Source organism: Brevundimonas sp. AVps5 (assembly GCF_058681515.1).
In genome coordinates this window covers 757,021-783,120 of sequence record NZ_CM178740.1, presented here as the reverse complement: position 1 = coordinate 783,120, position 26,100 = coordinate 757,021, and the positions used below count along the sequence as shown (strand labels likewise).

Genomic DNA, 26,100 nt, shown 5'->3' with positions numbered 1-26,100 from the left:
TGGCTGTGTGCTCTTCCATGCAGCTACATCTGACTGACCAGGTGTCGGTAGAACTCGCTGCACACGATCGCAAACTGATGGCGAGGAGCAAACGCGGGAGCAAAGTATCCTGCCCAACTGGTGACGGGGTGCACCCATAGGCCTGATGTGGCTTCCTTGACGGCGGGATGGCTGAAGCCTGTCGGCGTCAGTGCATGGGCGAAGACGTTTCTGATCTGCCGGATTTTCTGGAGCTCAACCGTCTGCTCGGCGCTGACGAGCGCTAGGTCCAGAGCCCGATCAATCCGGTTTGCGAAGCCCTTTGGGGCTGAGCCAGTCCGTCGCTCAATAGCCAGCCGTAGACCTTCATCGACTGCTCCGCCGGCTACGAGGGCGGTGTACCGATCTTTGGACAGTTCGTCGTTCGCTGGATCGTCCAAGCTGCCAAGCAAACGGCGCAGCTCAGAGTCAGAGGGCATCTCATTTGTTAGCGCGCTTAGCCTCGCAAGTAGGCCATCGCCGCTCGCGGGGGTTTGTCTGCCGGCCATTCACACAGCCTATCTTGCGCACTTCCGCTAGTGCAACGGCGTCGTCTGGTCCAACTGCTCCTGCAGCGCGGCGATAAGACCGGCCGCGACCGCTGGCGTCATCACCACCTGCTCCACATCGCCCTCAGTCCTCCCGGCGAGCTGATCCTGAGACCGAGACAGGTCTAGCCGAACGGCAATGGCGCCGTCTGTCGTGGCGATCTGGAAGCCAGTGATCACTGCCAGGTCGATCGAGCCATCAGGGCGGGTGCGCCAGGTCATGTCAGGGCCAAGCGATGAAGCCGAGTTGAGCGGCGGTGCCTATGGCTAAGATCCCCATCAGGATGAACCCGAAGCAGCCGCGCTCTCTCATGCCGCTTGGTCCAGGACAATCAGTGTCCCGTCCGGCAACGCCCGCTGAAGCGCCTTTGCCTCATCCCACGGAGCGCGCATCCAGACGTCGCGCTCCTCCTCGGTCGTCAGGATCACAGGCATGGCTTTGGGGTGGACCGACTTCACCGGCTCGCTCGGTTCGGTCGTCAGGAAAGCGAAGACGTCGGCGGTCTCGACGCCGGTCTTGATCTTGCGAACACTGGTCCAGTCGCGAACGTGGACGCCCGCGAAGAAGGCCAGCGGGTTGTCGCCCGGCAGGGAGAACCACACCGGCTTATAGACGCCGTTCTCGCGGCCCGGTTCGCTGAAGGCGGTGAAAGGGACCAAGCAGCGGTTGGCGGGGGAGAGCCACGGCTTCCAGTGGCTGCTGTTCGTGTTGCGAACGTTGGTCGTGCCACTGTCCGGCTCCAGCTCCAGGAGCTTGGGAAAATCGACGTCCTTGCCCTTGGCCCGCAGCTTGTCCGCCCGCTTCGTCGCGGCGTCGAATAGCGCCTTCTTGGATGACGGAAGGCCCCAACGTGCGAGTGTCAGAATCCGCTCTCCGTTGTCGTCGTGCCGAACGATCGGAGCCGGGTAGTCTGGGTAGGTGTCGCGCGGCTCCAGATTGCCAACGTCGCTGCGCATCGCACGCGTAATGGCGAGGATGTCGCCGGGGCCGGAGCGCGAGCGGTAGAGGTTGCACATGGCCGGAACCTGACACGCGGATCGGCGGTTGTGGAGTCAGAGCAGGCTGGTGCGAGGGGTGGCCCGGCAATATGCGCCCCTCCGTTATCCCTGTTCCAACCTTGGCCCTCGGCTCGCGCCGGGGGCTTTTTGCAGTCAGGGCTCCATCCACCTGATCTCCCACCAGGCCTCCGGGTCGGTGCTGATTTCCCGCGACATCCACAGCCACTCGACCTTCATGGGCAGGAAGGGCGTCCCCGAACCTCGACTCCACATCAGGAAGCTTGGGGCGCCGCAGCGGCGACAGATGTCGATCTGGTTCAGCATTGAATATCGAGGCCCGCATCGGGCCAGCCATTCGGCAAGGTCAGCGGGCTCCATGCGATCGCAGCCGCAGCAGAGCCAGCTGTAGAGCGAGCCTGCCAACCGGTCTTTGACCATCGACCCGAGGTGTCCCTTGGCGTCGCCATAGTCGCGAATGATGCCGCGCGTTCGGCTGAAGACCACGGCTAGGCCCTCTCGCGCAGCACCGCATGACCGGCGTTCGGGGTGACGATCTGGATCTCCATGCGCCCGCCGCACGGTGGCTGTCGTTTGTCCCTTCCGGTGTCGGTGCAGCGCAGGCGCGGCTCGATCACCCGGAAATGCTGGTCTCGCACAGCGGCCGGAAGGTTGCAGGCCGAGAAGTGGCGCGAAGCGTGGCATGTCCGGCACATGGCCAGGACGCCAACGGCCGGATGAAGATCGGCGAACCCGAAAGCGAGCCTTTTCGGCAGGGTCAGATCGCCAGCGTGTTCGCCAGCGGGCAGGGATCGGCCATCCATTCGTACTCTCCGGTTTGCCGACCCGGGGCGCTTGTGACTCCGCTACGGCAGCGGGCGCAAGAAGGCGTTCGCGATTTGTTCTTTTCTTCTGTGGACGCCTATTGCTGGCGCCGCCTTATCCGATAAGCATGGCTCAGGGGATGCAGAGGCGATCTGCGCCAGCGGCATGATGGCTGGATAGCCGAAGCGAGACCTGACAGCGTGGATACGCGGCTAGAAGCGATGGTTGATTTAGGCATGACCCACACCGACCAATTTCGGGCCGAGCATTTCATGTTTCGGCTGGGTGAGAACCGGTTTCACCGACAGGCTTGGCAGTGTGCTACCTATTTGGCCGCGATTAACCCACGCCCTGACCGTCAGGGGGAAATCTGGGTCTCATTTCAAGGAAACACGGTCGGGTTTGACGTCGCGATCGAAGTCGCGGGTGTGATGGTCAATGCGGTCCAGAACCGCATTGCAGCGGAGGTGCAATTTGGCGCTAGGCCCCGCCAGAACCCAAGACGCAAAGCAAGCTACTTCGATTTCGGATTGGGAGAGCTGGCCCACGTGTTGTTCTGTGGCGCGTTTTCTATGGCGGTCGATCCATTTCTTGATTGGATGAGACAACAAGGCGTGAATCATCGGGATTGGCCGCCGGTTCTAAACTTCTCTCGCGTTCTGAGGAACGCCATCGCTCATGGCGGGACTTTCAACATCTCGAACCCTGAAGCTGTCCGGGTCGATTGGCGAGGTTGCAGTGTGTCCCACGCCGACGACGGAAAGCCGTTCGGGAACTCCATAACGACAGGCGATATCGTCGTGCTGCTACACGATCTCGACGCCGAACTTCAGGGTTTGGGTGCCCCCCTGAACCTCGGCTGGCAAACCATTGTGAGAGCGGAGGATGGCTCAGGGCTTCTGACCTACAGCACGCCCGCTTTGTAGGCCCAACCCAGTAGTATCCGCCTGCTTAATGTCGCCATGTGCCCGACCTCCTCATCACTCTCTGGTCGGACCACTTTTCCGGAAATCAGGTCGGATCTGGCCCTGGTGTCCAAGGCGGGATCCGGCCATCCGGGCCAGGGGCCATTGTCGAGACATATGCCATCCCAACGACGGCGATGGTCAGCAGCTGCAGTGCCCGCGTCGTTTCGCGCAAGAGAGTTGCCGCCGCTACGACAGCAGCTGGTTCAAGGCTCGGCGGGCGGAATAGACGTTCGTTGAGCTCGCGCTTTTTCTTGGCGTAAGTCTCGTGCTTGATGTTCCCCGCTGCTAGGTCGGCCCGAAGACGCTCGTCCTGCTGATCCCTCTCCGCGTCAGCCTTGAGCGAGTGGAGCCGGATACGGCCTTCGTGGTCCCATGTCGTTGTCGAGTGGGCGACCTGGTGCCGCATAGCCGCTGCTGGTCCGGCCTCTTTCAAGATCTTGTTCAGGTCCTCTCGCTGCTGATGCGTAGCGCCGGCCCGCTTGAACGCAGTGCGGACAAAACTGGCGCGCGTCCGCTCGTCCTTCATCTTCAAGAGTTCGAAACCAGCGATTGGCTGAAGAGGTTCGGAGCCCAACTCGCTCGCCAAGGGGCGCAGCGTGACCAGCGTTCTTCGCATCATCGAGAGATCGAATGTGGCCCTGTACAGCGCTTGATCGTAGGCGGCCCAGGCGCGCGTCAATCCTCCGACAAGGGCATCAAGGACCTCATCGGGCGGCGAGTAGATGATTCTGGTCATGACAGGCGATCATAATCGGCACCCCCAGACATGTCTGCGAACGTACCGCGAACACTTCTCAGAACGGCGTGTGGTGTTATGGTCAGGCTATGCGCCTCGCCCCACTCGCTGCTGTCCTCATAACCGCCTGCACTTCAGCCCCTGCTGCAGTCCCCGTTTATCCGGAGCCGGCATCCGTCCGCGTCATCGACGGCGACACGTTCGAACTGAATGGCGAAACGATCCGCATCGCCAACATAGACGCGCCCGAAACCATGCCCCGCTCCCGGTGCTGGGCGGAGGCTCGCTTATCGAGAGAGGCGACGTTCGCTCTGGAAGTCGAGGCTGCGAGCTGGGCCGCGCTCCCCCCTGTGATCGATCGCACGGGCCGCGACCGATACGGCCGGACTCTCGGCACGATCCGCCGGACGGACGGTCAGGACGTGGGCGCCATGTTGATTGAAAGCGGGCTGGCTGTTCCTTGGACGGGTCGGCGCTGGGATTGGTGCGGACCCGTGACCGATGCTGCCGCTGGCGTTGATCTGCTGCGCGCCAAGCCTTCGCCCCTCGCAATGCTGACAGAGGCCCCATGACCCGCCCCGCTAACATCGCTGTCATTGCCGCCTCGGCCTGCGTCGCGGTCGCTGCCCTGATTTTCGCATGGTCCCACACCTCGCGCTCAACGGCACTGGTCGGCGTGGGTATCTACCGGGAAAACCTCATCACGGGCGAGGATCAGTTCTGCGGGGTGGCCCCGGATGGCGGAGGCTGTATCCCGGTGCGAGACGCCCCGAAGTCGGCCCCTACGCCGCAAGCGTAGCCAGCAACCCGGCCCATGCTTCCAGCGCGGCCCGCTTCTCCGCAGCGTAGTCGTAAAGGCTGTAGTGCTTCGCCGTGATCGCGGCCCCGCCAGACGACAGCGTATGGTTCAGGATGCGGGAGATAACGACCGGCGAGACCTTCAGCCGCTCCGACGCCATGACCGTTGCGCCCGTTCGCCTCAGGTCGTGCATCGTGGCGCCCTCGATGCCTAGCCCAGCGTAGATGTCCACTAAGGCGTGCGTCAGGGACCCAGCGGCGACAGGGGTCGTTAGCTTCTTCCAGGGCGACAGGAAGACGAAGGGCGACGCCGCGTCGGTTCGCAGAGCCAAGGCCTCCCGGATCGCCGCAACCGCCTCCGGAACGAGGGGCACGAAATGGGGCACACCGTTTTTCGTCCTGTCGCCGCTAAGGGTCCATGACCCTTCATCTAGCCGCAGCTCGTCAACCCTCATCCCGGCGACCTCGCCCCGGCGCTGAAGGGTGAGGAGCGCGACACGCAATGCCAGGGCGACAGACCGGCTTACGTGCACGTCAGCAGACGGCTGGCCTTCTCGTTCGATCTGCAACGCGGACGGATCGGCCATCCCCCGCAGGACCGCAGTGATTTCGGCATCTGTCAGAACGCGGTCGCGCGCCCTCTCGGTCCCTTGCGCGGCGACGCCGGCCACAGGGTTGACCGTCACCCGCTCCTCACTGATCGCATAGGAGAACATGACGCGGAGCAACGCGCGTGCGCGGTTGGACTGGATGGGAGCGGTTTCGGCGATCTTCTCCAGTGCGGCTTTGACCTGACGCCGCGAGAGGTCATCAATCCGGGTGGAGCCCACAGCAGGCTTGAGCCTGAAACGCCACAGGCGACGCTCGGCCGTGATCGTTGCGGCCTTCTTCCCGCGCTTCGTCGCCTTGAACCTGCCGGACTCGACGGCCTTGAAATAGGCTTGGGCCAGGTCGTCCACAGTGCGGAGGGGTTCGGCCTTGGCAGCGCTGATCGCCGCCTTCCGCATGGCGGCCGGGTCTTTCCCGTCACGGGCCGCGCGCTTCGCATCGGTCGCCGCGTCCCTCGCCTCGGCAAGCTTCATTGCAGGGTAGGTTCCGAGCGTGAAGCGCGGCTGACGTCCGTCTAATGTGCGATAGCGGACAACCCACGTCTTCAACCCGCGATCCGTCACCCGCAGGCACAGACCCGGAGCCTTCGCGTCCCATAGCTCTAGGCGCTGACCGGTCTCCGCCTTGGCGGCGCTCACCTCCCGGTCGGTCAAAGTCGTCGCTGCCATCACACCCCCTACCCTCGGGGCACACCGGGGGCACAAAAAACTGAAAGCAGGTGAAGGCTCCCGGAAGCCCAAGGGGCGCAAGGGCCTTGATCCACAGGGACTTGCGGACCTGTCTGCAAACTAGTGAAAGCTGGGGAAAGGTAAAGGCCCGGCGACTCTTAATCAGCGGGTCGTTGGTTCGAACCCAACATCACCCACCAATCGTATCTCGTGTTTTCAACGAGTTGATCTACACTTCTCCCTTCGTGATCGGGACTGCCCTGCCTGGGTATCGTTGCGGGTAACAGCATTGGCACCGATTGCCTGCTGCCGGGTTCGAGACGAAAACCCGCCGATCGACCGATCGCAAGCATCTATGTCGTCGTCGAGGGGTCCGGCACGGCGTCTCTGGACGACAAGCCCATGGCCCTGGCCCCGCGCGACGTGCTGGTCGTGCCGTCGTGGACGGCGCTTCGATTCAAGGCCGAAGACACTGTCGTTCTGTTCGGCTACTCCGACCGGGCCTGCCAGGAAAAGCTGAACCTCTACAGGGAAGAAAACGCGTGACCTTGACCTTCGAGCCGGCCCCCACCGTTCTGGCACCGACCACCAACGGCGAAAGCTACCCTGTCCGTCGACTTTTCTGCATCGGCCGCAACTATGCCGCTCACGCCCGCGAAATGGGCAAGGATCCCGACCGCGAACCGCCATTCTTCTTCACGAGCTGGGCCGAGACGGTGGTCCCGGACGGCAGCATCATCGCCTACCCCCAATCCACGTCCGACTATCAGCACGAGATCGAGCTGGTCATCGCCATCGGCAAGTCGGGCCGCGAGGTCTCCGAGGCAGATGCGCTGGACCTGGTCTATGGTTACGCCGTCGGCCTCGACATGACCCGCCGCGACCTGCAGTTCATGGCCCGCGACGCCGGCCGCCCCTGGGATGCCAGCAAGAACGTCGAGCAATCCAAGCCGCTGGGGCCGATCCATCCGGCGGCCGGGTTCGATGAATCGAAGGGTGCCATCACCCTGACCGTCAATGGCGTGACAAGGCAGACCGGCGACCTGGCCGACATGATCTGGTCGGTGCGAGAGGTGATCGCCCACCTGTCCAGATTCTATCGCCTCGAGCCCGGTGACCTGATCTATACAGGCACACCGGCAGGGGTCGGGCCCGTGGTTCAGGGCGATATCCTGGTCGGCGCGATCGACGGGCTGGGCACGCTCACGGTCACCGTCGGCCCGTCCGCCCACTGAGACCCTGACCATGATCCTGCACGGCTATTTCCGTTCCTCGGCGGCCTGGCGGGTCCGCATCGCGCTGCATCTCAAGGGTCTGACCGTCGAGAACCGCTATCAGCACCTGCGCAAGGGCGAGCAGCTGTCGCCCGAGTATCTGGCCGTCAATCCCCAGGGGCTGCTGCCGAGTCTGATCCTGGACGACGGCGTGGTCCTGACCCAGTCGCTGGCCATTTGCGAATATCTGGACGAGCAGTATCCCGATCCGGCCCTGCTACCCTCCGACACCGTCACACGCGCCAGGGTTCGCGCCTTTGCGCAGGTCATCGCCTGCGACATTCACCCGGTGCAGAACCTGCGTGTGCTGAAGGCCCTTCAGGCGCGTGGCCAGTCGCCGGACGATACCGACGGCTGGGCCCGGAACGTGATCGGCAACGGCTTCGACGCGCTGGAGACGCTCGTCGCCGACCAGTCTCGACCTTATGCGTTCGGGGAAACGCCCACCCTGGCCGACATCTGCCTGGTGCCCCAGATGGCCAACGCCAGGCGCTTTGGCGTGGAACTGCGCTGGCCCCGACTTGCGGCGATCGAGGCCGCCTGCCTGGCCCTGCCCGCCTTCGCCGAGACCCGCCCCGACCTGCAACCGGACGCGGAATAGGGCCGCCACCATGAAGGTCGTCATCGTCGGAGCCGGACAGGCGGGTGGGTCCGTCGCGTCCCTGTTGACGGCTTCCGCGTTCGAAGGCGAGATCGTCCTGATTGGCGCAGAACCGGTCGCCCCCTATCAGCGCCCGCCCCTGTCCTAGGCCTGGCTGAAGGGCGAAGCAGACCTCGACTCCCTGTTTCTGCGACCCGCAGCCTACTCAGATTGAGGGACATAGCCCGGAAACGTCCGGACGAAAATGGACAACTAAATGTTTAAAGACAAGGCTTTGGAGATGATTCCAGATCGCACTGAACGGGATAAAAAGTAGCTCATAGTCAGCGGGTCGTGGGTTCGAACCCAATATCACCCACCATTCTTTCGCTTTTCGATCACGATGCGATTGCGGCTCGCCGTGCGGAAGGCGCGGGGTGTCGTTCCCACCTGATCCCTGAAGGCCCGGTTGAACGGTCCGATCGAGCCGAAGCCGCAGTCGAAGGCGATCTCGAGGATCGAGGTGTCATCGGTGACGTCCGCCAGTCGCGCCTTCGCCCGCTCGATCCGGTGGTGATTGATCAGTCGGTTGAAGTTCGGGAATCCCATCGCCGCGCTGATGCATTGCGACACCCGGTATTCGGGCTCCCCCAGCCGGGCCGCGACGTCGCCGATCCGCAGGTCGGGATCGCTGTCGATTTCCTCCTCCTTCAGCAACCGGATCAGCCGCCCGGCCAAACGCGCGTCCTCTGCCGTTGCCGCACGACGGACCGGCGCCGGCTCCGTCAGCGGATGCCGTAGACGGAACCAGGCCGCCGCCATCGCCGCACCGAGCCCGGCGACTGCACAGGCGCCCCTGACCAGATTGTCCCAGTGCGGGTCCGCCTCGGCCGAGGCCCGAAGTCCCAGAACGGAGGCCCCGACCAGCACGGCGTAGAGCGCGAGGAAGGTGAGGCGGAACCGCTTCTCGGCGCTCGCCAGTTCTCGCCGATAGTTATGGAACGGCTCGACGAAGGTAAGCAACAGGGCCGCCGATCCGCTGACCGTATAAAGGTTCTCGGCCACCCGGGAGGTCACGCCGTCCGGCACCATCACGGCCGACGCGCCGCTCGCCGCCACGATAAAGGCAACGATCCGCGGCCACCAGGCGTCGCGTGGGAGCGGATCGAACAGGGCCCGGGTCAAAAGCCACGCCCAGCCGCACGCCCCTGCGCCGACGGCCGCGAAGACCGTCGAGGCGTCCCCGCCCGGCAGCCGGCCGAGGATGTAGCTGAAGAAAGACGTCGCCGCGATTACGGCATAGGTCTTGAGCCGGCCCGGCCTCCGTGGCCGGAGATCGCGCGCGCCGAGGGCCGTTGACCGGGCGAATGCTGCTGTCGTGGACATCAGTCCTCCCCGGGCTGCCTCCAATTCATGACCGGGACGCCCGGGCCTGTCCAGCCGCCGTCACGATCGGTATGGCGAAAAATCTCTCGCCGAATTCCAAATCGGCGAGACCCCGCGCGGCGGCGCCCGCACTTTTGCCGACGACCTCGATCGGAGGCCTCGGGAGATTTCATGTCGACGACTGTTTCACCGCCGCCCGCGCGCGGCCTCGCCTCGAAAGCGCTGCGCTGGTCGGGCATGCTCTGGTTCATCGTAGCCGCCGTCGGTCAGACGGCCTTCATCGGCTTCATCATCGCCTTCTACGGGGTGCGGACCGCCACGGGCGACTTCGCCGGCTGGAACGACAAGCCCTTGATCGACGGCTATATCGAGGGCGACGACACGGGCAATCTGGTGTTCGCCGCCCATGTCCTGCTGGCCGCCGTGGTGACACTGGGAGGGCTGATGCAGCTGATCCCCGTGATCCGCCGCAGATTGCCCGGCCTGCACCGCTGGACCGGCCGGACCTTCCTGGTCATCGCGGGCTTCATGGCCTTGAGCGGCATCTGGCTTGCCCTGGTGCGCGGCACCTATCTCTCGGTTATCTCCAACGTCGCCATCCTGATTGACGCGGTACTCATCCTGATTTTTGCCGGGTTCGCCTGGCGCAATGCGATCAAGCGACGCTTCGACCAGCACCGGATGTGGGCGATGCGGACCTTCATGGTGGTCAGCGGCGTCTGGTTCCTGCGCGTGGGTCTGATGGGCTGGGTCATCGTCAACCAGGGGCCCGGAGGCCTGACGAAAGACATGAGCGGCCCGATCGACAGCCTCATGACCTTCGGCAGCTACCTGATCCCCCTGACACTGCTCGAACTTTACTTCGCAGCTCAGCGCAGCAGCGGCGGCGCTCTGAAGATCCTCGCTGCCCTCGTGGTGGTCGCGGCCGCCGCCTATACGGCTCTGGGCGTCATCGGGACAGTCGCCTTCATGTGGGGGCCGTATCTCTAGTCGACCGCCAACGTTCGCCGCCTCAGCGCGCCCACCTCAATCGTCCCTGGCTACGAGCCGTTTGCGGGTCAGTCCCCGCCGTGCCCATGTCCTTCGGCGTCGGTCGCCCCGACCGCGAAGCCCTGGTCGCCCTCGTTCTCGAACCAGAAGGGCGCACGCGCCCGGGTCCGCAGCCCGACCTCGTTCATTTGGTCGTCATACAGCCGCCCGTTGGCGAGGGTGTAGCGGATCGAGGTGCTGTTGCGGATGTTCTCCAGCGGGTTGGAGTCCAGCACCACAAGATCGGCCAGCTTGCCCACCTCCAGCGAGCCGATGTCGCGATCCAGACCCAGGGCCCGTGCGCCGTTGAGGGTCCCGGCCCTCAGCGCCTCCATGGGCGTAAAGCCGCCCTGGGCCAGCATCCACATCTCCCAGTGTGCCCCCAGACCTTCGCGCTGACCGTGGGCGCCGATCTCGACGACGACGCCGAGGTCGTTCAGCGCCTTGGCCTGTTCGGCGATCTGGATGTGGTTCCACTCATTGGCCGGCTGGGTCACCGGACGGCGGGCGCGCGCGTCGAGCAGACGACGCGGCACGTACTGCGTCAGGATCGGGTGGTTCCAGACCTCGCTCTCCTGATACCAGTAGTTCTCGCCGGACGATCCGCCATAGGACACGACGAGGGTCGGGTTGTAGGCCGTGTCCGACTGACGCCACAGGTCATGGACGTCGTCATACATCCGGGCCAGCGGGATCGAGTGCTCGATCGTGGTGTGGCCGTCTACGATCATCGTCATGTTGTGCTGAAACAGGGACCCGCCCTCCGGTACGACGTTCATGCCCAGCTGGCGCGCGGCCTCGATGATCTGCTGGCGCTGGTCGCGGCGCGGCTGGTTGTAACTCTTGACGCTCCAGGCCCCGACGGCCTGCATCCGCCGCAGGGTCGACAGGGCGTCGTCCAGATTGTTGACCACCGCCGTGAAGTTAGTGTTCGCGCCGTACAGGATCGTGCCCGTCGAGAAGATCCGGGGACCGACCACCCGGCCGGCCCGGGCCAACTCCGAATGGGCAAATATCTCCGACGTGTCGTTCGACGGATCGTGGATCGTGGTCACACCGAAGGCCAGCGCCGCATAGTTCACCCAGCTCTGCTGCGGAATGATTTCGTCCGACCCCATCGAGCCGTGCCAGTGCGCGTCGATGATGCCGGGGATGATCGTCTTGCCTGCCACGTCCACGACTACGGCTCCGGCCGGAACGGTGACTTCGCCGCGCGCGCCGATGGCCTCGATGCGGTTGCCGTTGGTGACGATGACCCCGTCCTCGATGACACGGTCGCCGTTCATGGTGACGATCCGGGCACCGGTCAGGGCCAGACGCCCTTCAGGGCGGTCGGCCGCCTGCTGGAAGCCCAGGTTGATGCCCGTCTCCGGCGGTTTGGGCAGTTCGTCCGGCGCGCCCTCGACGAAGGCGAAGCCCTGGTTCAGCTCCCGGCTGAACAGCTGCGGCCCAAGCGACCAGCTCAGGCTGTTGCTGTCTCCCGACCAGGTCAGCCAGTCGCCCGCATCGCGGGTGAACCGCGTCTGCGGCAGCGCCTTGCCGTCCGACGACAGGGTCACCGGCCGCCCGGTCCGCGTGAACGGGGCCACGAAGGCGTTGAAGCGCTCGGTCCAGGCGATCCAGCGCTCGTCGGGCGAGAGGACGTAGTCCGCCGCCCATTCCGAGGTCAGATGAACCCGCTCGTCGTGGCCGTTGAGGTCAACCGACTTCAGCGCGGAGTTCCGCTCGACCCGGCCGGTGAAGTAGATGCGGTCGTTCGAGGCCCCGAACTGGGGCGCGGCTCCGTCGTCGGTGACGAAGGTCGGATCGCCTCCCGCCGTCGGGATACGATAGATGCCGGGCTCGCGGCTCCACAGGCCGGATGTCAGGGTGCCGTCGGCCACTTTGCGATAGACGATCGTCCGTCCGTCCGGAGAGAAGGTCGGCTCGATGTAGTGGCCCGGGTTGGTGGTCACGACCCGCCCCTCGCCGCCGCCGGCCGGGATCACGCGAAGGGTCCCCAGCGCCTCGTCGTCCCAGGTCGTGTAGACGATCGACCGGCCGTCCCGCGACCAGTTGGGATAGAGCTCGAAATGGTCGGTCTGGCGCGTCAGGCGACGCGGCGTCCCATTGGGCAGATCCTTGATCCACAGATTGCCCAGCGCCTCAAAGACCACGCGCGACCCGTCCGGCGACGTCCGCGCCCAGCGGATCATCTTCACATCGAATGTGTCGGGCGCGACCTCAACGGGGAAGCGAACGGCCTCCTCGACGCGACGGGTGTCGGCGACGTGGAACGGGATGTCAGCGACCTCGCGCGAGGCCACGTCGATGCGACGGATCTGGCCGCCGGCCCAGAAGACGATCGCCGAATTGTCCGGCGTCCAGCTCATGGCCGGATAGACGCCGTGGACGGCCCAGGTCTCCTGCATGTCGCGGTCGAGACCGGAGTAGATTGCCGTTTCGCGCCCGCTCTCGATGTCCATCACGAACAGGGTCGACTGGTAGCGAACCCGCCGGATGAAGGCCAGGCTCCTGCCGTCTGGCGACGGCGTCGGCCGGATCGACCCGCCCGGTCCGCCCAGGAACTCCCCGACCTCGCCCGTTTCGCGGTCCAGCCGCTGGATCACATAGATCTCGGTGTTGACGTCCTTGGAGTACTGGAAGGTCTCGCCCGGCGTGTTGTCGTCCGAGAAATACAGATAGCGGCCATCGGGCGAGAAGGCGGGTTCGCCCGAGTCCTTCTGCTGCGTCCGCCGTTCGGTCAGTTGCACCCCGCCGCCGCCCGAGCGGTGATACATCCACATCTCGCCGGCCCCCAGGGACCGGGCCGAGGTGAAGTGTTTCCTCGCCACGATGAACTCACCGTCCGGCGACCAGTCGGGCGAGTTCAGCAGGCGGAAGCTCTCGTCCGACACCTGGGCAGGGTTCGAGCCGTCTCGGTCCATGACCCAGATGTTGTCGCCGCCGTCGCGGTCCGAGGTGAAGGCGATCTTCGTCCCGTCCGGGGAGTATTTCGGCTGCATGTCCCAGGCGACTCCTGAAGCGATGGCCCGGGCCTCGCCGCCGCCGATCGGCATGACATAGATGTCGCCGAGTAGGTCGAAGACGATCTCACGGCCATCCGGGCTGACGTCCAGCGCCATCCAGGTGCCTTCGGTGACGTCGATGGCGGCATCGTTGGCCGGCCCCGGCGGGTTCTGCACGTCCCACTTCGGCGTTTCGGCCTCGACGTCCTCCGCCAGCGGAGCAGCCTGTGCGATCGCGGGTGCAGGCGTCGCCGTCTGGGCCCACGACGTATTGGCCACGGACAGCGCCACTACGGCGCTCAGCACGATACGCATCAGCATAGGTCGGTTCCCCCAAACGCTTGTTCCCGCATCTGTAGGACAGGCTGCCAGCCTTTGGCGAGAGGCCCGTTAACCCCCAAGGCTGTGCACGAAGACGTGAAGGCGCTATATGGGAACAATTCACCGTGTCAGTGTAGTCCAGTCAGAAATCGTCGCTTTACTTTCAATGTTGTGACGCTGGTCGGGGGACCGTTCTTGCCCGAATTTGTATGGAAGAGCCTGCGAGCCGGCGCATTGTCCGCGCTGCTGCTGGTCGGGCTGGCCTCGTGCGGCGATGGTGGGGCGTTCTCCGTCTTTGGCGACGCCCGCGAAAGTACGACGCCGGCCGAGAATGACTCGGTCACGGCCAAATCGGCGGCGCGTTTCCTGACCCAGGTCACGTTCGGACCGACCGACGACGAAATCCAGACGGTCATTGCCAAGGGCTATGGTGCCTATCTGGAAGGCCAGCTCAACGCGGTCTCGTCGTCCCATATGGCATATGTGGACAATCGCCTGGCCCAGATCCGGCTGACCAATCCCACGGCCACGCTCAGCGCAAACCAGTTCTACGAAAGCTACTGGCTCTACGCCGCAACCAGCCCGGCCCAGCTGCGCGAACGGATGAAGCTGGCCCTGTCGGAGATCTTCGTCATCTCCCTGCTGGACAGCGCGATCGATGTCCGCGGTGCGGCCTCCTACTACGACATGCTGGGCACCAACGCCTTCGGCAACTACCGCACACTGCTGGAGCAGGTGTCGCTGCACCCGATGATGGGTCGCTACCTCACTCATCTGGCGAATCAGAAGGAAGACACGACGTCAGGCCGCACGCCGGATGAGAACTTCGCCCGCGAAGTCCTCCAGCTCATGTCCATCGGCACCTACCAGATGAACAACGACGGCACGCCACGCCGGGACGGCGCCGGCGCAACCATCCCGACCTACACTGCGGACGACGTCTCCAACCTCGCCAAGGTGTTCACCGGTTACAGCTGGTACAGCCCGGCGCCGACGAACACCACCTTCGCTGGTGGGTCGCGCAACGTCGACGCCTCGGTGCGGCCGATGATCTTCTATGCGAACTTTCATTCGATCTCGGCCAAGACCTTCCTTGGGACCACGATCCCGGCCGGTGCCGCAAGCGCAAACGACCTGACGGTCGCGCTCGACACCATCTTCAACCACGCGAACGTTCCACCGTTCATGTGCCACCGCATCATCCAGCGGCTGGTCACCTCCAACCCGACACCGGCCTATGTCGGGCGTTGCTCGGCGGTGTTCATCAACAACGGCTCGGGCGTGCGCGGCGACCTCAAGGCCGTCATCCGGGCGATCCTGATGGATCCAGAGGCGCGCAGTACGTCCCTCGCCGCCACCCCGAGCTTCGGCAAGGTGCGCGAGCCGATCATTCGCCTGACCAACTGGATGCGCGCCTTCGGGGCCACCTCGATCAGCGGCAACTATCTGATCACTTCGACCAGCGCGAACACCTCCCTGGGTCAGTCGGCGCTCAGTTCGCCCTCGGTCTTCAACTTCTACCGGCCGGGCTATGTCCCGCCCAACACCCGCCTGGGGGCCCAGGGCCTGACCGCGCCTGAGTTCCAGATCGTCGACGAGGTCACGGTCGCAGGCTACGCCAACACGATGCAGACCACGATCGGCACGGGCATCGGCTCCGGCTCGGATGTCCGCTCGGCCTATGTCAACGAGATCACCCTCGCCGAGGACGCCGACGCCCTGGTCGACCGCATGGATCGGATGCTTCTCTATGGACAGATGAGCCCCACCCTGCGCGCACGCCTGATCGAGAGCGTGAACAGCATTGTGATCCCCGCGCCCACCGCCAACAACGCGGCGACCATCGCCACAGCCAAACTCAACCGGGCCAAGCTCGCGGTCTACATGACGATGGTTTCGCCTGAGTATCTGGTGCAGCGATGAGCCACGGAATCCACACCCGCCGTCAGTTGCTGCGTGTCGGCGGCGGCCTGTCCATCCTGGGCGCTGCGGCGCCGTTCGCGGCCCAGCTCGCCGCCGCCGGAGCCGCCGTTAGCCAGAGCGCGCCCGACTACAAGGCCCTCGTCTGCGTCTTCATGTTCGGCGGCAATGATGCGAACAACATGGTGCTGGCGACCGACCGGGATTCCTGGACCCGCTATTTCACCGCCCGCAACACCGGCGCCGATCCCATCGCCCTGATGCCGGTCGGGACAGCCCCTACGGCGATTGGGGCGACCAATCCGCTGACCGGACGCGTGGCGACTGCGGCCTCGCCCGACGCCTGGGGCGGGGTCCTGCCCATCGTCCCACGCACCATTCAGACCGTTCCCGTCGGCGCAGGCGGGACCCGGACCTTCGCCTTGCACCCCTTCATGGGCCCTGTGAAGACCTTGTTCGACGCCGGTCGCATGGCCGTCGTCGCCAACATCGGCACCCTGGTCCGCCCGGTCACCCGAGCCCAGTTCGAGGCGCGCAGCGTCACCCTGCCGACCAACCTCTTCTCGCACAACGACCAGCAGTCCACCTGGCAGGCAGGCCGCACTGAGGGCGCGCAGCTGGGTTGGGGCGGTGCGTTCAGCGACCTTCTCACGGGCATGAACGGCACGAACGCCCTGTTCAGCGCCGTCTCCACGGCCGGCAACGCCGTCTTCCTGTCGGGCAATGACGTCGTCCAGTACCAGATAAGCACGGGGGCCCAGCCGGCCGTCGTCATCAATGGCCAGTCGGGAACCAGCCTGTTCGGCTCAACCGTCGCGCCCGGCCGTGTGCGAGAGGTTATCCGGGACACTTCAACCGCCAGCCTGTTCGCCGCCGACTATGCCACCACAACCGACCGTTCCATCAGCGCGGCGACGGCCCTGAACACCACCTTCGCCTCGTCCGCCGTCACCGGAGTGATGGCGGTGCCCACCTATCGCAACCCGATCAGCGGGGCGACCGAGACCAACTCCCTGACGGTCCAGCTCCAGACCGTCGCCCGGATGATCGCTGCCGCCCCGACCCTGGGCTTGAAGCGCCAGGTCTTCTTCGTCAGCATCGGCGGCTGGGACAACCACGATGTCCAGAACACAGCCCAACCCAACAACCTGTCGAAGGTCGCCTCCGCCCTCGCCTATTTCGACGAGGCGCTCGGCAACATCGGCGGCGTGAACATGCGCGAGGCCGTCACGACTTTCACCGCCTCGGACTTCTCGCGGACCTTCAACACCAACGGCGACGGCACCGACCACGCCTGGGGCGGTCACCATCTGGTGATGGGCGGGGCGGTCAGGGGTGGCGACATCTATGGCCAGTTCCCGACCATCGGCAGGGATGAGGGCTCGGCCTTCCGCAACCCGGATATGACCTCGTCCTACATAATACCCACCACCTCGGTGGATCAGTACGCCGCCACCTTCGGCCGCTGGATGGGGGTGTCGGAAACCAACCTCGACCTGATCTTCCCGAACCTCCGGAACATGGTCACCCGGGGCCTGGGCTTCCTCTAGAGTCCGGGCGTCCCGCCCACTCCGCATCCCGCGCCGCCTCGTAGCCGTCCCGCACGGCCTGTCTCGGCTGATCCGCGCCCAGCTGGGCGATCTGTTCCGCCCAGACATCGGCCAGACGCCGCGCCGTCGTCGTCACCCAGCCCGGTGCCTGCTGGCGCGACCAGTTCTGGATCGAGACGGCGTTGAAGGTCAGCAGGAAGACGGTCGCCAGCACGATGATCCGGCTGGTCCAGCGGCGTTCGCGCGCGGCGACGCCTTCCTCGTCCGGCGGCTCTCCCGGCGGGAAGGCGAACCGACCCAGCGCCAACAGCGGATTGACCGGCTCCGGCGCGGTCGCCCGGTCATGCGCGTCCGCCGTTTCTATCCAGTCGCTCCCTGAATCGGGAATGAGCGGATGCTGCCCGACGTCCTCGGCGGGATCGTCCAGGTAAGGCTCCGTATCACCCTCCAGCGGCGGAAAGGGATTGGCCGGGATCGCCCTCGGGAAGGGCGCCAGCGGGATTTCAGGATCCTCGGGATGGTCGCTCATGTCGCCCCCCTCAGAACTGGAAATAGATGAAGGGGGCCACGCCGTCCGGGCGCACCGCCTCGACCAGCAGGATGGCCGCGCCGACCAGCAGACCCATCGTCACGGAAGGCGCAGGCTTCAGCCAGGTCGCGATCCCCTCGGCCGCCCGGGGCGGCAGCCAGTGCATGGCGAGGCCGCCGACGATCAGGGTCAGAAGGAAGGGCGTCACCAGGGTGGCGGGCTCGAAACGACCCAGTCCTTTCAGAACTTCCACCGCCATCGGGAAGGTCTCCGCCCGGAACAGGATCCAGCCCAGACAAACGATGTGGAAGGTGACCAGCACCCCCAGCCAGGCCGGCGGTCCCCTGCCCTCTCCGATCACCTCCCGACCCAGGCGCTCGACCACCTGCACTCCGCCGTGCAGCGCGCCCCAGGCCACGAACGTCCAGGCCGCCCCATGCCACAGCCCGCCCAGCAGCATGGTGATGAAGACGTTCAGGCACGACCGGACCAGCCCCTTCTTGCCGCCGCCCAGCGGCACATAGAGGTAGTCCCTCAGCCAGCTCGACAAGCTGATATGCCACCGCCGCCAGAAGTCCTGCATCGAACTGGCCCGATACGGTTGGTCGAAATTGCGCGGGAAGGAATAGCCCAACAGGGCCGCGATCCCGATCGCCATGTCCGAATAGGCCGAGAAGTCGCAATAGATCTGGACCGCATAGCCATAGACCGCCGCCATCAGGTCCAGCGTCCCATAGGCCGCCGGATCGAAGAAGACCGGATCGACCAGTCGCACCGACAGTTCCGACGCGATCACCGTCTTCTTGAACAACCCCCAGCAGATCAGCAGCAGTCCGTGCGTCGCCATCTCCCGCGTCAGCCGTGGCGCGCGGTCGAATTGGGGCAACAGGTCCGACGCCCGTACGATGGGTCCGGCGACCAGATGCGGGAAGAAACTCATCAACAGCATGACGTCGAGCAGCGACTTCGCCACCGGCGTCTTCCCGCGATGCACATCCACGACATAGGAAATGCCCTGGAAGGTGAAGAAGGAAATTCCCACCGGCAACACGATCTGCAGCAGCGGCAAGTCCCGCTCCCACCCGAACCGCGTCAGCAGGTCGCCCGCCTGTTCGACGAAGAAGCCGTAATATTTGAAGAAGCCGAGGATCAGCAGGTTGCAGGCGACGCCCAGCGCGATCAGCCACTTCCTGCGCCCACCCTCGTCGGACCGTGCGATCAGAACCGCGACGCCCCAGTTCAGGATGGCGGAGGCAATCAGCAGGGCGACGAACCGCCAGTCCCACTGGGCGTAGAAGAACCAGCTGGCCAGCAACAGGAACAGCTTCCGCCGCCCGTTGTCGCGGTCCAGCGACCAGGCGGTGAAATAGACGAACAGGAAGAACACGCCGAACGCCAGCGTCGGGAACAGCACCCTACCACCCCCCCCGGCGTCGGTCGTATGCGGCCAGAACATCGGCGGCCAGCAAGGACCCGATCCAGTCGCCGCCCGTCCCGGTGAAATGCACATGGTCGCCGCGCATCAGGGGTGTCTCCCCCCGGGTCAGGGCGAAGGCCGAACAGTCTCCTCCCATACGGCCCCTCCAGTCCCAGAACGCGACGCCCGTCGACGCCGCGACCCGATGCTGCACGTCCCGCACCACCGACAACATTTCGGGTGCCTTCCAGCGATGATCCGTATCGCCGGGGCAGCGCCCGCCTCCGTCTCCGCGCATTGCCTCGGGCGCGCCCAGGATCAGGATGGCCGTTCCCGGCGACGTCTCCAGCACCCGCTCGATCTGGCCCCGCAGCAGCCGCTCATAGGCGCGCGGGTCGAGCAGTTCGTCGAACCCCTCGTTGGTACCATAGGCGATGATGACCAGATCCGGCCCCGCCTCGCCGTCGTTGAACAGGTGTTCGCGCCCGGCCATCCCGCTCAGCGTCGCCCCGACCACGCCATGAGCATGAAGCCGGATCGGCACGCCCTGGAACCGCGTCTGCAGCCGCCACAACAGCGACCGGGTGATGTCGCCGCCCGCCGTGTGGCTGTCGCCGAACTGGACGATGTTCACCGGCCGGCGCTGGCTGAAGGCGGCGAAGACCGCGATCAGCCCCTCGGGCTGACACAGCCCGCCGGGGCAGGTCGCGCTGACCGGCGAAGGCATAGGCGTATAAGGGCGTTCCTGCGCCACGGCCGATCCCGCCAGCGCCAGTCCGGCAACCAGGGCCAGAGCCCGGATCACGCCGCCGGTTCTGCGACCGGGCTCGACAGCCCCGCGTCCCGCTTCAGCCGCGCGGCGACCGGCTCGGTTATGCGCAGATAGCCGGCCATCGACATATGGATCCCGTCGTTCGCCCGCATCAGCCGCCGCCGGCCGGTGCCGGTCTCCGGCAGATAGGCGTCGTATTCGCCCTCCGCGTTCTGCGTAATGCTCCCGGTTTCGAGCCAGGGCACCCCGAGGGCCTGCATCCGCGCCGACACGACCGCGTTGATCAGCATCATCCTGGCGTCGAAACTGGCGCGCTTCATCGTCGGCAACCCGACCCAGTAGACGGCGACGTTCTGGCCCCGCAGCATCGCCACCAGATCGTCGACCCGCTTCGCATAGGCGGCCTTCCAGCCGTCGGTGCCGAAGTCGTGGATCTCTCCGTCGACGCTGATGCCCTGGGCGTCGTTGGTGCCGAACAGGATCACCGCCGCGTCGATTGGCTGCTCGGCGATCTGGCGAGCCGTCTTGGCCTGGATGTCGACGTAGTCGTAGCGGCTCAGACCCGTGGAGACCTCACTGAACTTGGTCACCGTCACGCCCGGCTGGTCGCGCATCTCGCGATAGAGGCCGGTCCACAGGCCGTCAGCCATGGAATCTCCGAACACCCCGATTCTCAGACGTCCGCTCGCGGCCCGCACGGCCAGAGGCGTCAGGACGGGCGCCATCGAAGCAACCGGCAGGGCTGCGGGCGAAACCGTCGTCGTCGGGGGGCCGGCTGAGGCGCTGGCCGCTCCGCCCAGCATCAGGGTCGGACGGCGCAGCCAGCCGCGACCGTCCGGCGTCAACGCCAGTCCGATCAGGACCCCGACAACCAGGGCCGCCGTCACTGCATTTATACCCGCGCGCAAACGCCCCACCTCGACCGGGAAACTCAGGTCTTGCTTATAGCGCGGCTATTGGCGACGTCGCCATGCCGCACGCGCCACGCACGAGCAGGAAGGCTAACGCCCCAGTTCGGTGACGAACAGCTGGCCCGAGACGCTGTTGCCGCCATAGGCCCCGACCCAGACGTCATAGACGCCCGATTGCGGACGGCGGAACGTCACTTCGGGATCGGCCTGGCCGCCGGAATCGTCGTCGCAATACCAGCGCCCATCCGGTCCATTGATCACCAGGGTCGTGTCGCCCCCGGCCGTTACGCCGAACGTCAGCGGCAGGTTGCCGGCCTCATAGGTCAGCTGGAAGTCGGGCGCTTGGGAGATCTGCCCGACGCACTGGCCGCCGAGGCTGGAAGCGTCGATGCTACCGCCCGAATAGATCTGCACCTGGCGGGGATCGCCGTTGAACCCGGCCCTCAGGTTCAGCTCGCCGAAGTTCGCGGGCAACGACGAGTCTGGCGCATCCCCGCCCGAGAACCGATCGCCGCGGCTGTAGCTGCCGCCGTTGTCATACATCCCGCGACTGCCGCCGTTGCGATCCCTGCTGTTGTAATCGCCGTTGTAATCGCCGTTGTAATCGCCACCGTTGTAATAGTCGCCGCCCAGCTCCGTGATCGTCAGGTCAGCCGATCCGCCATTGCCGCCGAAAGCCCCGACCCAGACGTCATAGACGCCCGACTGCGGCCGGCGGTAGGTCACCAGCGGATTGTTGCTGCCGCCCGAATCATCGTCGCAGCTCCAGGATCCGTCCGGCCCGTTAATCAGCAGGGTCGTATCGCTGCGGCTGTTGACGCCGAAACTCAGCGGCAGGCTGCCGCCCTCATAGGTCAGCTGGAAATCCGGGGCCTGCGACACCATCCCGACGCAGCCCGACGACACGTTGGAGGCATCGACGTTGCCACCGGAATAGACCGACACCCGAAACGGATCGGGGGTGAACCCAGAATCCAGATACTCCTCACCATAGGTTGCGCTGGCGCTCGGGTCGACCCCCTGCTGGCGATAGCGTCCTTGCGGCTCGGCCGCCGCCGCACCTGCCGCCAGAAGAACAATCCCGGCTACGCTGAGTATGAGTGAGTTGCGCATGGTTTCCGTCCCGCAGGACCCCTCCGGTCCTTGACCTGAGAAGATATCATCGCCCGCCATATAGCAACGACCGAGGAGGCAATCGTCAGGACAGGTCAGACTGGTTGGCGCTCAGTTCAGCTCGGTGATGAACAGTTCGGCGTCTCCGCCGTTACCGCCGAACGCGCCGACCCAGACGTCGTAAACACCCGACTGCGGCCGATAGAAGCTGACTTCCGGATCGGTCCCGCCGCCGGAATCGTCGTCGCAGTACCAGCTGCCGTCCGGACCGTTGATGACCAGGGTCGCATCCTGGTAACTCGACACCCCGAACGTCAACGGCAGGCTGCCGGCGTCATAGGTCAGCTGGAAGTCCGGTGCCCGGGAAATCATGCCCACGCACTCTCCCCCCAGGCTCGACGCATCCAGCTCGCCGCCGGATGTCACCTGAACCGTATAGGGATCGTCGTCGAACCCGGATTCCAGATACTCTTCGCCGAAGTTGGCTCGCGCGCTCGGGTCCGGCGCGCCATTGCCACCGCCATAGCTTCCGCTGTCGTAGCTCCCGCCGCCATAGGCGGGTCCCGGCCCGTAGCCGCCATAGCCGTAGGGATCCTCAGCGCAACCCGACAGGCCGATGATCGCCAGTGCGCCCAGCGCCAGAATGATCCGCATTACAGCTTCCCCCGGAGCCCCTCGCCCCCCGGCCCATCAAAGATCATTGATCCGCTGACCACAACCACGCGCAAGACGCGCGTCGGAAATCGTCAGGGTGCCCCCAGGCCCGCTTACCGTTGGCGCTCGACGCCGCACCTCGCTACCTTGCCCCCGCGCCCCGACCGCCGTATGGAGCGTGAAAGCCACCGATATTCATCTATCGGTGAAATAAATGAGGAAGCGATGCGCAAGATCTTCACCGACGCCGCTGCGGCGCTCGAGGGCCTGACGTTTGACGGCATGACCGTCATGTCCGGCGGCTTCGGCCTTTGCGGCATCCCCGAGAACCTGATCGCCGGTCTGCGCGACATCGGCGTCAAGGGTCTGACCGTGATCTCCAACAACGCCGGCGTCGACGGCTTCGGCCTGGGCCAGCTTCTGGAGACGCGACAGATCTCCAGGATGATCTCTTCCTACGTCGGCGAAAACAAGGAGTTCGAGCGCCAGTATCTGGCCGGCGAGCTGCAGCTGGAGTTCAACCCGCAGGGCACCCTGGCCGAGCGCATTCGTGCAGGCGGCGCCGGCATCCCGGCCTTCTTCACCGCCACCGGCGTCGGCACCCTGGTCGCCGAGGGCAAGGAGGTCCGCAACTTCGACGGTCGCGATTACGTCATGGAAACCGGGCTCGTCGCCGACCTGGCCATCATCAAGGCGTGGAAGGCGGATGCGGCCGGCAATCTGGTGTTCCGCAAGACCGCGCGCAACTTCAACCCGATGATGGCCACGGCCGGCAAGATGTGCGTCGTCGAGGTCGAACACATCGTCCCGACCGGCACCCTGGATCCCGACCACATCCACACCCCCGGCATCTATGTCGACCGGTTGATCCTCGGCACCTTCGAAAAGCGCATCGAACAGCGCACCGTGCGCCAGCATGCAGATGCCTGACGCCGAACGCGCCGAACGCGGCGCGGTCTATATGGCGACCCTGGATCCGGGGCTCGAAGCGGCCCTGCGCAAGGGCATGGCTCCCATCGCCCCCGATTTCGCCGACATGATGGTGGAGTTCGGCTACGGCGAGATGATGAGCCGACCGGGCCTCGATCCGAAGAGCCGCCAGTTCGTCACCCTCGGCATCCTCGCCGGCCTCGGCCATCCGGTCGACCAGCTGAAGGGCCACATCAACGGCGCTCTCTCGGTCGGGATCACACCGCGCGAGATCGTCGAGGCCCTGATGCAGGTCGCGGTCTATGCCGGCTTCCCCGCCGCCACCAATGCCCTGCGCGTCGCCAAACGCGTCTTCGCCGACCGGGGCGTCAGCCCCCTGCCCCAATCCCCTTCGGAGTAATCTGAGATGCCCCGCACCCGCGACCAGCTCGCCGCCCGCGCCGCCCGCGAACTTCAGGACGGCTTCTATGTGAACCTCGGCATCGGTATCCCGACGCTGGTGGCCAACTACATCCCGGTCGGGATCGAGGTCACCTTGCAGTCCGAAAACGGCATGCTCGGCATGGGGCCCTTCCCCTATGAGGACGAGGTCGATGCGGACCTGATCAACGCCGGCAAACAGACCATCACCGAGATCCCCGAGAGCAGCTATTTCTCGTCGGCCGACAGCTTCGCCATGATCCGGGGCGGCCACATCAACCTGTCCATCCTGGGCGCGATGGAGGTGGCCCAGAACGGCGACATCGCCAACTGGATGATCCCGGGAAAGCTGGTGAAGGGAATGGGCGGTGCCATGGATCTGGTCGCGGGCGTCAAGCGCGTCGTGGTCGTCATGGAACACGCCAACAAACACGGCCAGTCCAAGGTTCTGAAGGCCTGCACCCTGCCGCTGACCGGCACGGGCGTGGTCAGCCGCATCATCACCGACCTCGCCGTCTTCGACGTGAAACCGGACGGCGCGGGCCTTGAGCTGATCGAACTGGCCGACGGTGTCACGCTCGAGGAAGTCGAGAGCAAGACCGAGGCCAGCTACACGATCGCCCCCGGCGTCGGCTGACCGGCCGAACCGCAAGGGAGATCAGGCCGCGAAACCACCAGCGATCGCAATGCGGTTCCATGCGTTGATCGCGGCAATGACGTAGATCAGGACCGCGACCTGTCGGGGTGAAAAGTGCTCGCCCACTTCGCGGGCCGCCTCGGTCACGGTCCGCGCGTCGATTGCGCCTGTCAATGCACCAGCCAACCGAAGCGCCGCCAACTCGCCGGCCGAAAGTGCCCTGGGCAGTTCGCCGTTTGCCAAGCGATCCACGGAGTCCAACTCCACACCACAAACGATGGCGGCGCTCCGGTGCATCGCTACGCAGAACCCGCAGCCGTTCCGAACCGAGCACCAGAGCCTGACCAATTCCAGAAGTCGTTCCGGAACCGCTTCTTCGTCACAGACGACATCCACCGCCATCATTGCCTTGCGACCTTCCGGCCAGATGCCCAGGATATCGAACTGCGGTGCCGGCGAAGCCATGGCGGTCATTCAGAGGTGGCGAAGCTCGGTTCGCCGATCTGAGCCATTATGTTGTTAAGATCGTAGAAGAATTTTTCTCCAGACAGGAGTCCGTCCCGGAAGCGCACAACGACCATGAAAGGAAAACGGATCGTCCTGCCGGTCGGAGCTATTCCAAGAAAATTGCCTGTATGGGCACCCACGAAATCGGCTTCGCCGATAACCAGGTCGTCAGCGACCCAATGCAAGCTGCCTCCGTCTGTCTGCAGGCCGAATGCGTTCCACCAGAGCTCGTAGTGTCTGGCCACCGCGCTACGCCCGTTGAGCACCAGCCCAACAGGCTGATCCTCGAACAGGGCGTCGGGATGCACCGTCGCCAACGTGCCGTCGAGGTCGTGCGCCGCTTCAGCGATCATGTGCTGGCGGAGAATCCTCGCATTGATTTCGCGATCGCTCACAAGATGGTTCCTTTGCTCTGATTTCGGGAATGATCGGCGATCCAGTCGCCTGTCATGGCCAACACCGCGTCCGGCGCTTCTGTGGCTGCGATACCCATGAGGTCGGCAATCGAGGTCGCGGCAAGGCTGTCACGCCAGGCCTGCTGCGCCCCATGCATGGTGCGGGCAATCACGCATTGAGGCGAGTAGAGGCCAGCTACGCCGGAGCAAGGCCCCTTCCGTCGAATCTCATGGCATTGAAAACGCGGCTCCACCCCGTCTATCGCATCGGCCACGTCATAGACGCTGATCGCGGTCGCCAACCGCGCCAGGCGATAGCCACCGTAGCGACCGGCCGATCCCGAAACGAGGCCTTTGCCAGACAGTTGCTGCAGCACTTTGGCTGTGGTCGTCGGCGACAACTCATGAAAAGCGGCGAGGTCTCCGGCGGCAACCTCTCTGCCCTTCGGCAAGGCGGCGAGGAGCAGCATGATGTGCAGTGCAGCTTCGAGGGTGCTGTTCGTTTTCATAATTCGGATTTATTTATTCCGAATTAAATCGTCAAGCAGATTCTCTGGTCCTTGGCTCGGCAAACCGGACAA

At 65.0% G+C, this 26,100-nt stretch carries 29 protein-coding genes and 1 pseudogene; 13 read left to right on the top strand and 17 right to left on the bottom strand.

Annotated elements, in window-relative coordinates:
- Window positions 1-554: 554 nt before the first annotated feature.
- The 4 genes from ACW18A_RS03890 to ACW18A_RS03875 form a co-directional block, all read right to left on the bottom strand.
- Window positions 555-788 (bottom strand): hypothetical protein, encoded by a 234-nt coding sequence (locus tag ACW18A_RS03890; RefSeq protein WP_492023496.1) that lies wholly within the window; start codon window positions 786-788, stop codon window positions 555-557.
- A gap of 87 nt (window positions 789-875) precedes the next feature.
- Window positions 876-1,583, bottom strand: a complete 708-nt coding sequence (locus ACW18A_RS03885; protein WP_492023495.1) for an SOS response-associated peptidase — start codon at window positions 1,581-1,583, stop codon at window positions 876-878.
- 135 nt (window positions 1,584-1,718) lie between these two features.
- Window positions 1,719-2,069, bottom strand: a complete 351-nt coding sequence (locus ACW18A_RS03880; protein ID WP_492023494.1) for a hypothetical protein — start codon at window positions 2,067-2,069, stop codon at window positions 1,719-1,721.
- A 2-nt stretch (window positions 2,070-2,071) separates the two neighbouring features.
- Entirely contained in the window at window positions 2,072-2,386 is a 315-nt protein-coding gene (locus ACW18A_RS03875) for a hypothetical protein (protein WP_492023493.1), read from the bottom strand.
- Window positions 2,387-2,623: 237 nt separating this feature from the next.
- Between ACW18A_RS03875 and ACW18A_RS03870 the strand changes: the two genes are divergently transcribed.
- On the top strand, window positions 2,624-3,313 hold the full coding sequence (locus tag ACW18A_RS03870) for a hypothetical protein (protein WP_492023492.1): 690 nt from the start codon (window positions 2,624-2,626) through the stop codon (window positions 3,311-3,313).
- A gap of 85 nt (window positions 3,314-3,398) precedes the next feature.
- On the opposite strand, the gene ACW18A_RS03865 is transcribed toward ACW18A_RS03870, so the two are convergent.
- The gene (locus tag ACW18A_RS03865) at window positions 3,399-4,091 is read right to left on the bottom strand and encodes a hypothetical protein (protein ID WP_492023491.1); all 693 of its coding nucleotides are present in this window, start codon (window positions 4,089-4,091) and stop codon (window positions 3,399-3,401) included.
- A gap of 89 nt (window positions 4,092-4,180) precedes the next feature.
- Between ACW18A_RS03865 and ACW18A_RS03860 the strand changes: the two genes are divergently transcribed.
- The gene (locus tag ACW18A_RS03860) at window positions 4,181-4,663 is read left to right on the top strand and encodes a thermonuclease family protein (RefSeq protein ID WP_492023490.1); all 483 of its coding nucleotides are present in this window, start codon (window positions 4,181-4,183) and stop codon (window positions 4,661-4,663) included.
- Complete coding sequence (locus tag ACW18A_RS03855; RefSeq protein WP_492023489.1) at window positions 4,660-4,890, top strand: hypothetical protein; 231 nt, start codon at window positions 4,660-4,662, stop codon at window positions 4,888-4,890. The genes ACW18A_RS03860 and ACW18A_RS03855 overlap by 4 nt, the downstream gene beginning before the upstream one ends.
- Here the strand turns inward: ACW18A_RS03855 and ACW18A_RS03850 are convergent.
- Window positions 4,874-6,166: a tyrosine-type recombinase/integrase gene (locus ACW18A_RS03850; protein ID WP_492023488.1), complete on the bottom strand. Its 1,293-nt coding sequence runs from the start codon at window positions 6,164-6,166 to the stop codon at window positions 4,874-4,876. The genes ACW18A_RS03855 and ACW18A_RS03850 overlap by 17 nt on opposite strands.
- A 402-nt stretch (window positions 6,167-6,568) precedes the next feature.
- Here ACW18A_RS03850 and ACW18A_RS03845 point away from each other — a divergent pair, with 402 nt between their 5' ends.
- The 4 genes and pseudogenes from ACW18A_RS03845 to ACW18A_RS03830 form a co-directional block, all read left to right on the top strand.
- Window positions 6,569-6,712 (top strand): hypothetical protein, encoded by a 144-nt coding sequence (locus ACW18A_RS03845; RefSeq protein WP_492023487.1) that lies wholly within the window; start codon window positions 6,569-6,571, stop codon window positions 6,710-6,712.
- Window positions 6,709-7,401, top strand: coding sequence for a fumarylacetoacetate hydrolase family protein (locus ACW18A_RS03840; protein ID WP_492023486.1), 693 nt, complete (start codon window positions 6,709-6,711; stop codon window positions 7,399-7,401). Before ACW18A_RS03845 ends, ACW18A_RS03840 begins: the two co-directional genes overlap by 4 nt.
- A 10-nt stretch (window positions 7,402-7,411) precedes the next feature.
- Window positions 7,412-8,041, top strand: coding sequence for a maleylacetoacetate isomerase (gene maiA / locus ACW18A_RS03835; RefSeq protein WP_492023485.1), 630 nt, complete (start codon window positions 7,412-7,414; stop codon window positions 8,039-8,041).
- Between the two features lie 10 nt (window positions 8,042-8,051).
- Window positions 8,052-8,186, top strand: a pseudogene (locus ACW18A_RS03830) (FAD-dependent oxidoreductase); the annotation flags it as partial.
- Between the two features lie 206 nt (window positions 8,187-8,392).
- Here ACW18A_RS03830 and ACW18A_RS03825 read toward each other — a convergent pair.
- Window positions 8,393-9,406 carry a helix-turn-helix domain-containing protein gene (locus tag ACW18A_RS03825; protein WP_492023484.1) on the bottom strand — a complete coding sequence of 338 codons (1,014 nt, stop codon included), beginning with the start codon at window positions 9,404-9,406 and terminating at the stop codon, window positions 8,393-8,395.
- Window positions 9,407-9,577: 171 nt separating this feature from the next.
- Here ACW18A_RS03825 and ACW18A_RS03820 point away from each other — a divergent pair, with 171 nt between their 5' ends.
- Complete coding sequence (locus ACW18A_RS03820) at window positions 9,578-10,396, top strand: DUF2306 domain-containing protein (protein WP_492023483.1); 819 nt, start codon at window positions 9,578-9,580, stop codon at window positions 10,394-10,396.
- A 68-nt stretch (window positions 10,397-10,464) separates the two neighbouring features.
- Here ACW18A_RS03820 and ACW18A_RS03815 read toward each other — a convergent pair whose 3' ends face one another.
- Window positions 10,465-13,764 carry an amidohydrolase family protein gene (locus tag ACW18A_RS03815; protein ID WP_492023482.1) on the bottom strand — a complete coding sequence of 1,100 codons (3,300 nt, stop codon included), beginning with the start codon at window positions 13,762-13,764 and terminating at the stop codon, window positions 10,465-10,467.
- A gap of 195 nt (window positions 13,765-13,959) precedes the next feature.
- Here ACW18A_RS03815 and ACW18A_RS03810 point away from each other — a divergent pair, with 195 nt between their 5' ends.
- Entirely contained in the window at window positions 13,960-15,687 is a 1,728-nt protein-coding gene (locus ACW18A_RS03810; RefSeq protein WP_492023481.1) for a DUF1800 domain-containing protein, read from the top strand.
- Window positions 15,684-17,234 (top strand): DUF1501 domain-containing protein, encoded by a 1,551-nt coding sequence (locus ACW18A_RS03805; RefSeq protein WP_492023480.1) that lies wholly within the window; start codon window positions 15,684-15,686, stop codon window positions 17,232-17,234. The genes ACW18A_RS03810 and ACW18A_RS03805 overlap by 4 nt, the downstream gene beginning before the upstream one ends.
- Here the strand turns inward: ACW18A_RS03805 and ACW18A_RS03800 are convergent.
- From ACW18A_RS03800 to ACW18A_RS03775, 6 genes are all read right to left on the bottom strand, one after another.
- Window positions 17,209-17,763 carry a hypothetical protein gene (locus ACW18A_RS03800; RefSeq protein ID WP_492023479.1) on the bottom strand — a complete coding sequence of 185 codons (555 nt, stop codon included), beginning with the start codon at window positions 17,761-17,763 and terminating at the stop codon, window positions 17,209-17,211. The genes ACW18A_RS03805 and ACW18A_RS03800 overlap by 26 nt on opposite strands.
- 10 nt (window positions 17,764-17,773) lie before the next feature.
- Complete coding sequence (locus ACW18A_RS03795) at window positions 17,774-19,177, bottom strand: MBOAT family O-acyltransferase (RefSeq protein WP_492023478.1); 1,404 nt, start codon at window positions 19,175-19,177, stop codon at window positions 17,774-17,776.
- A 1-nt stretch (window position 19,178) separates the two neighbouring features.
- Window positions 19,179-19,985 (bottom strand): GDSL-type esterase/lipase family protein, encoded by an 807-nt coding sequence (locus ACW18A_RS03790; protein WP_492023477.1) that lies wholly within the window; start codon window positions 19,983-19,985, stop codon window positions 19,179-19,181.
- Window positions 19,982-20,860 carry an SGNH/GDSL hydrolase family protein gene (locus tag ACW18A_RS03785; RefSeq protein ID WP_492023476.1) on the bottom strand — a complete coding sequence of 293 codons (879 nt, stop codon included), beginning with the start codon at window positions 20,858-20,860 and terminating at the stop codon, window positions 19,982-19,984. The genes ACW18A_RS03790 and ACW18A_RS03785 overlap by 4 nt, the downstream gene beginning before the upstream one ends.
- 93 nt (window positions 20,861-20,953) lie before the next feature.
- Entirely contained in the window at window positions 20,954-21,976 is a 1,023-nt protein-coding gene (locus ACW18A_RS03780; RefSeq protein ID WP_492023475.1) for a peptidase, read from the bottom strand.
- A 111-nt stretch (window positions 21,977-22,087) separates the two neighbouring features.
- The gene (locus tag ACW18A_RS03775) at window positions 22,088-22,630 is read right to left on the bottom strand and encodes a peptidase S1 (protein WP_492023474.1); all 543 of its coding nucleotides are present in this window, start codon (window positions 22,628-22,630) and stop codon (window positions 22,088-22,090) included.
- A 225-nt stretch (window positions 22,631-22,855) separates the two neighbouring features.
- Here ACW18A_RS03775 and ACW18A_RS03770 point away from each other — a divergent pair, with 225 nt between their 5' ends.
- From ACW18A_RS03770 to ACW18A_RS03760, 3 genes are read left to right on the top strand one after another with little or no spacing between them, the layout of a single operon-like run.
- The gene (locus ACW18A_RS03770; RefSeq protein ID WP_492023473.1) at window positions 22,856-23,560 is read left to right on the top strand and encodes a CoA transferase subunit A; all 705 of its coding nucleotides are present in this window, start codon (window positions 22,856-22,858) and stop codon (window positions 23,558-23,560) included.
- A complete protein-coding gene (locus tag ACW18A_RS03765) occupies window positions 23,547-23,960 on the top strand; it encodes a carboxymuconolactone decarboxylase family protein (RefSeq protein ID WP_492023472.1) in 414 nt (137 codons plus the stop codon). Before ACW18A_RS03770 ends, ACW18A_RS03765 begins: the two co-directional genes overlap by 14 nt.
- A gap of 6 nt (window positions 23,961-23,966) precedes the next feature.
- Window positions 23,967-24,617, top strand: coding sequence for a 3-oxoacid CoA-transferase subunit B (locus ACW18A_RS03760; RefSeq protein WP_492023471.1), 651 nt, complete (start codon window positions 23,967-23,969; stop codon window positions 24,615-24,617).
- A 21-nt stretch (window positions 24,618-24,638) separates the two neighbouring features.
- On the opposite strand, the gene ACW18A_RS03755 is transcribed toward ACW18A_RS03760, so the two are convergent.
- Genes ACW18A_RS03755 through ACW18A_RS03745 form a run of 3 tightly spaced genes read right to left on the bottom strand, consistent with a single transcriptional unit; the run spans window position 24,639 to window position 26,028 of the window.
- A complete protein-coding gene (locus tag ACW18A_RS03755) occupies window positions 24,639-25,091 on the bottom strand; it encodes a carboxymuconolactone decarboxylase family protein (RefSeq protein ID WP_492023470.1) in 453 nt (150 codons plus the stop codon).
- Entirely contained in the window at window positions 25,088-25,519 is a 432-nt protein-coding gene (locus ACW18A_RS03750) for an ester cyclase (RefSeq protein ID WP_492023469.1), read from the bottom strand. Before ACW18A_RS03750 ends, ACW18A_RS03755 begins: the two co-directional genes overlap by 4 nt.
- Window positions 25,516-26,028, bottom strand: coding sequence for an RrF2 family transcriptional regulator (locus tag ACW18A_RS03745; RefSeq protein ID WP_492023468.1), 513 nt, complete (start codon window positions 26,026-26,028; stop codon window positions 25,516-25,518). Before ACW18A_RS03745 ends, ACW18A_RS03750 begins: the two co-directional genes overlap by 4 nt.
- Between the last annotated feature and the right edge of the window lie 72 nt (window positions 26,029-26,100).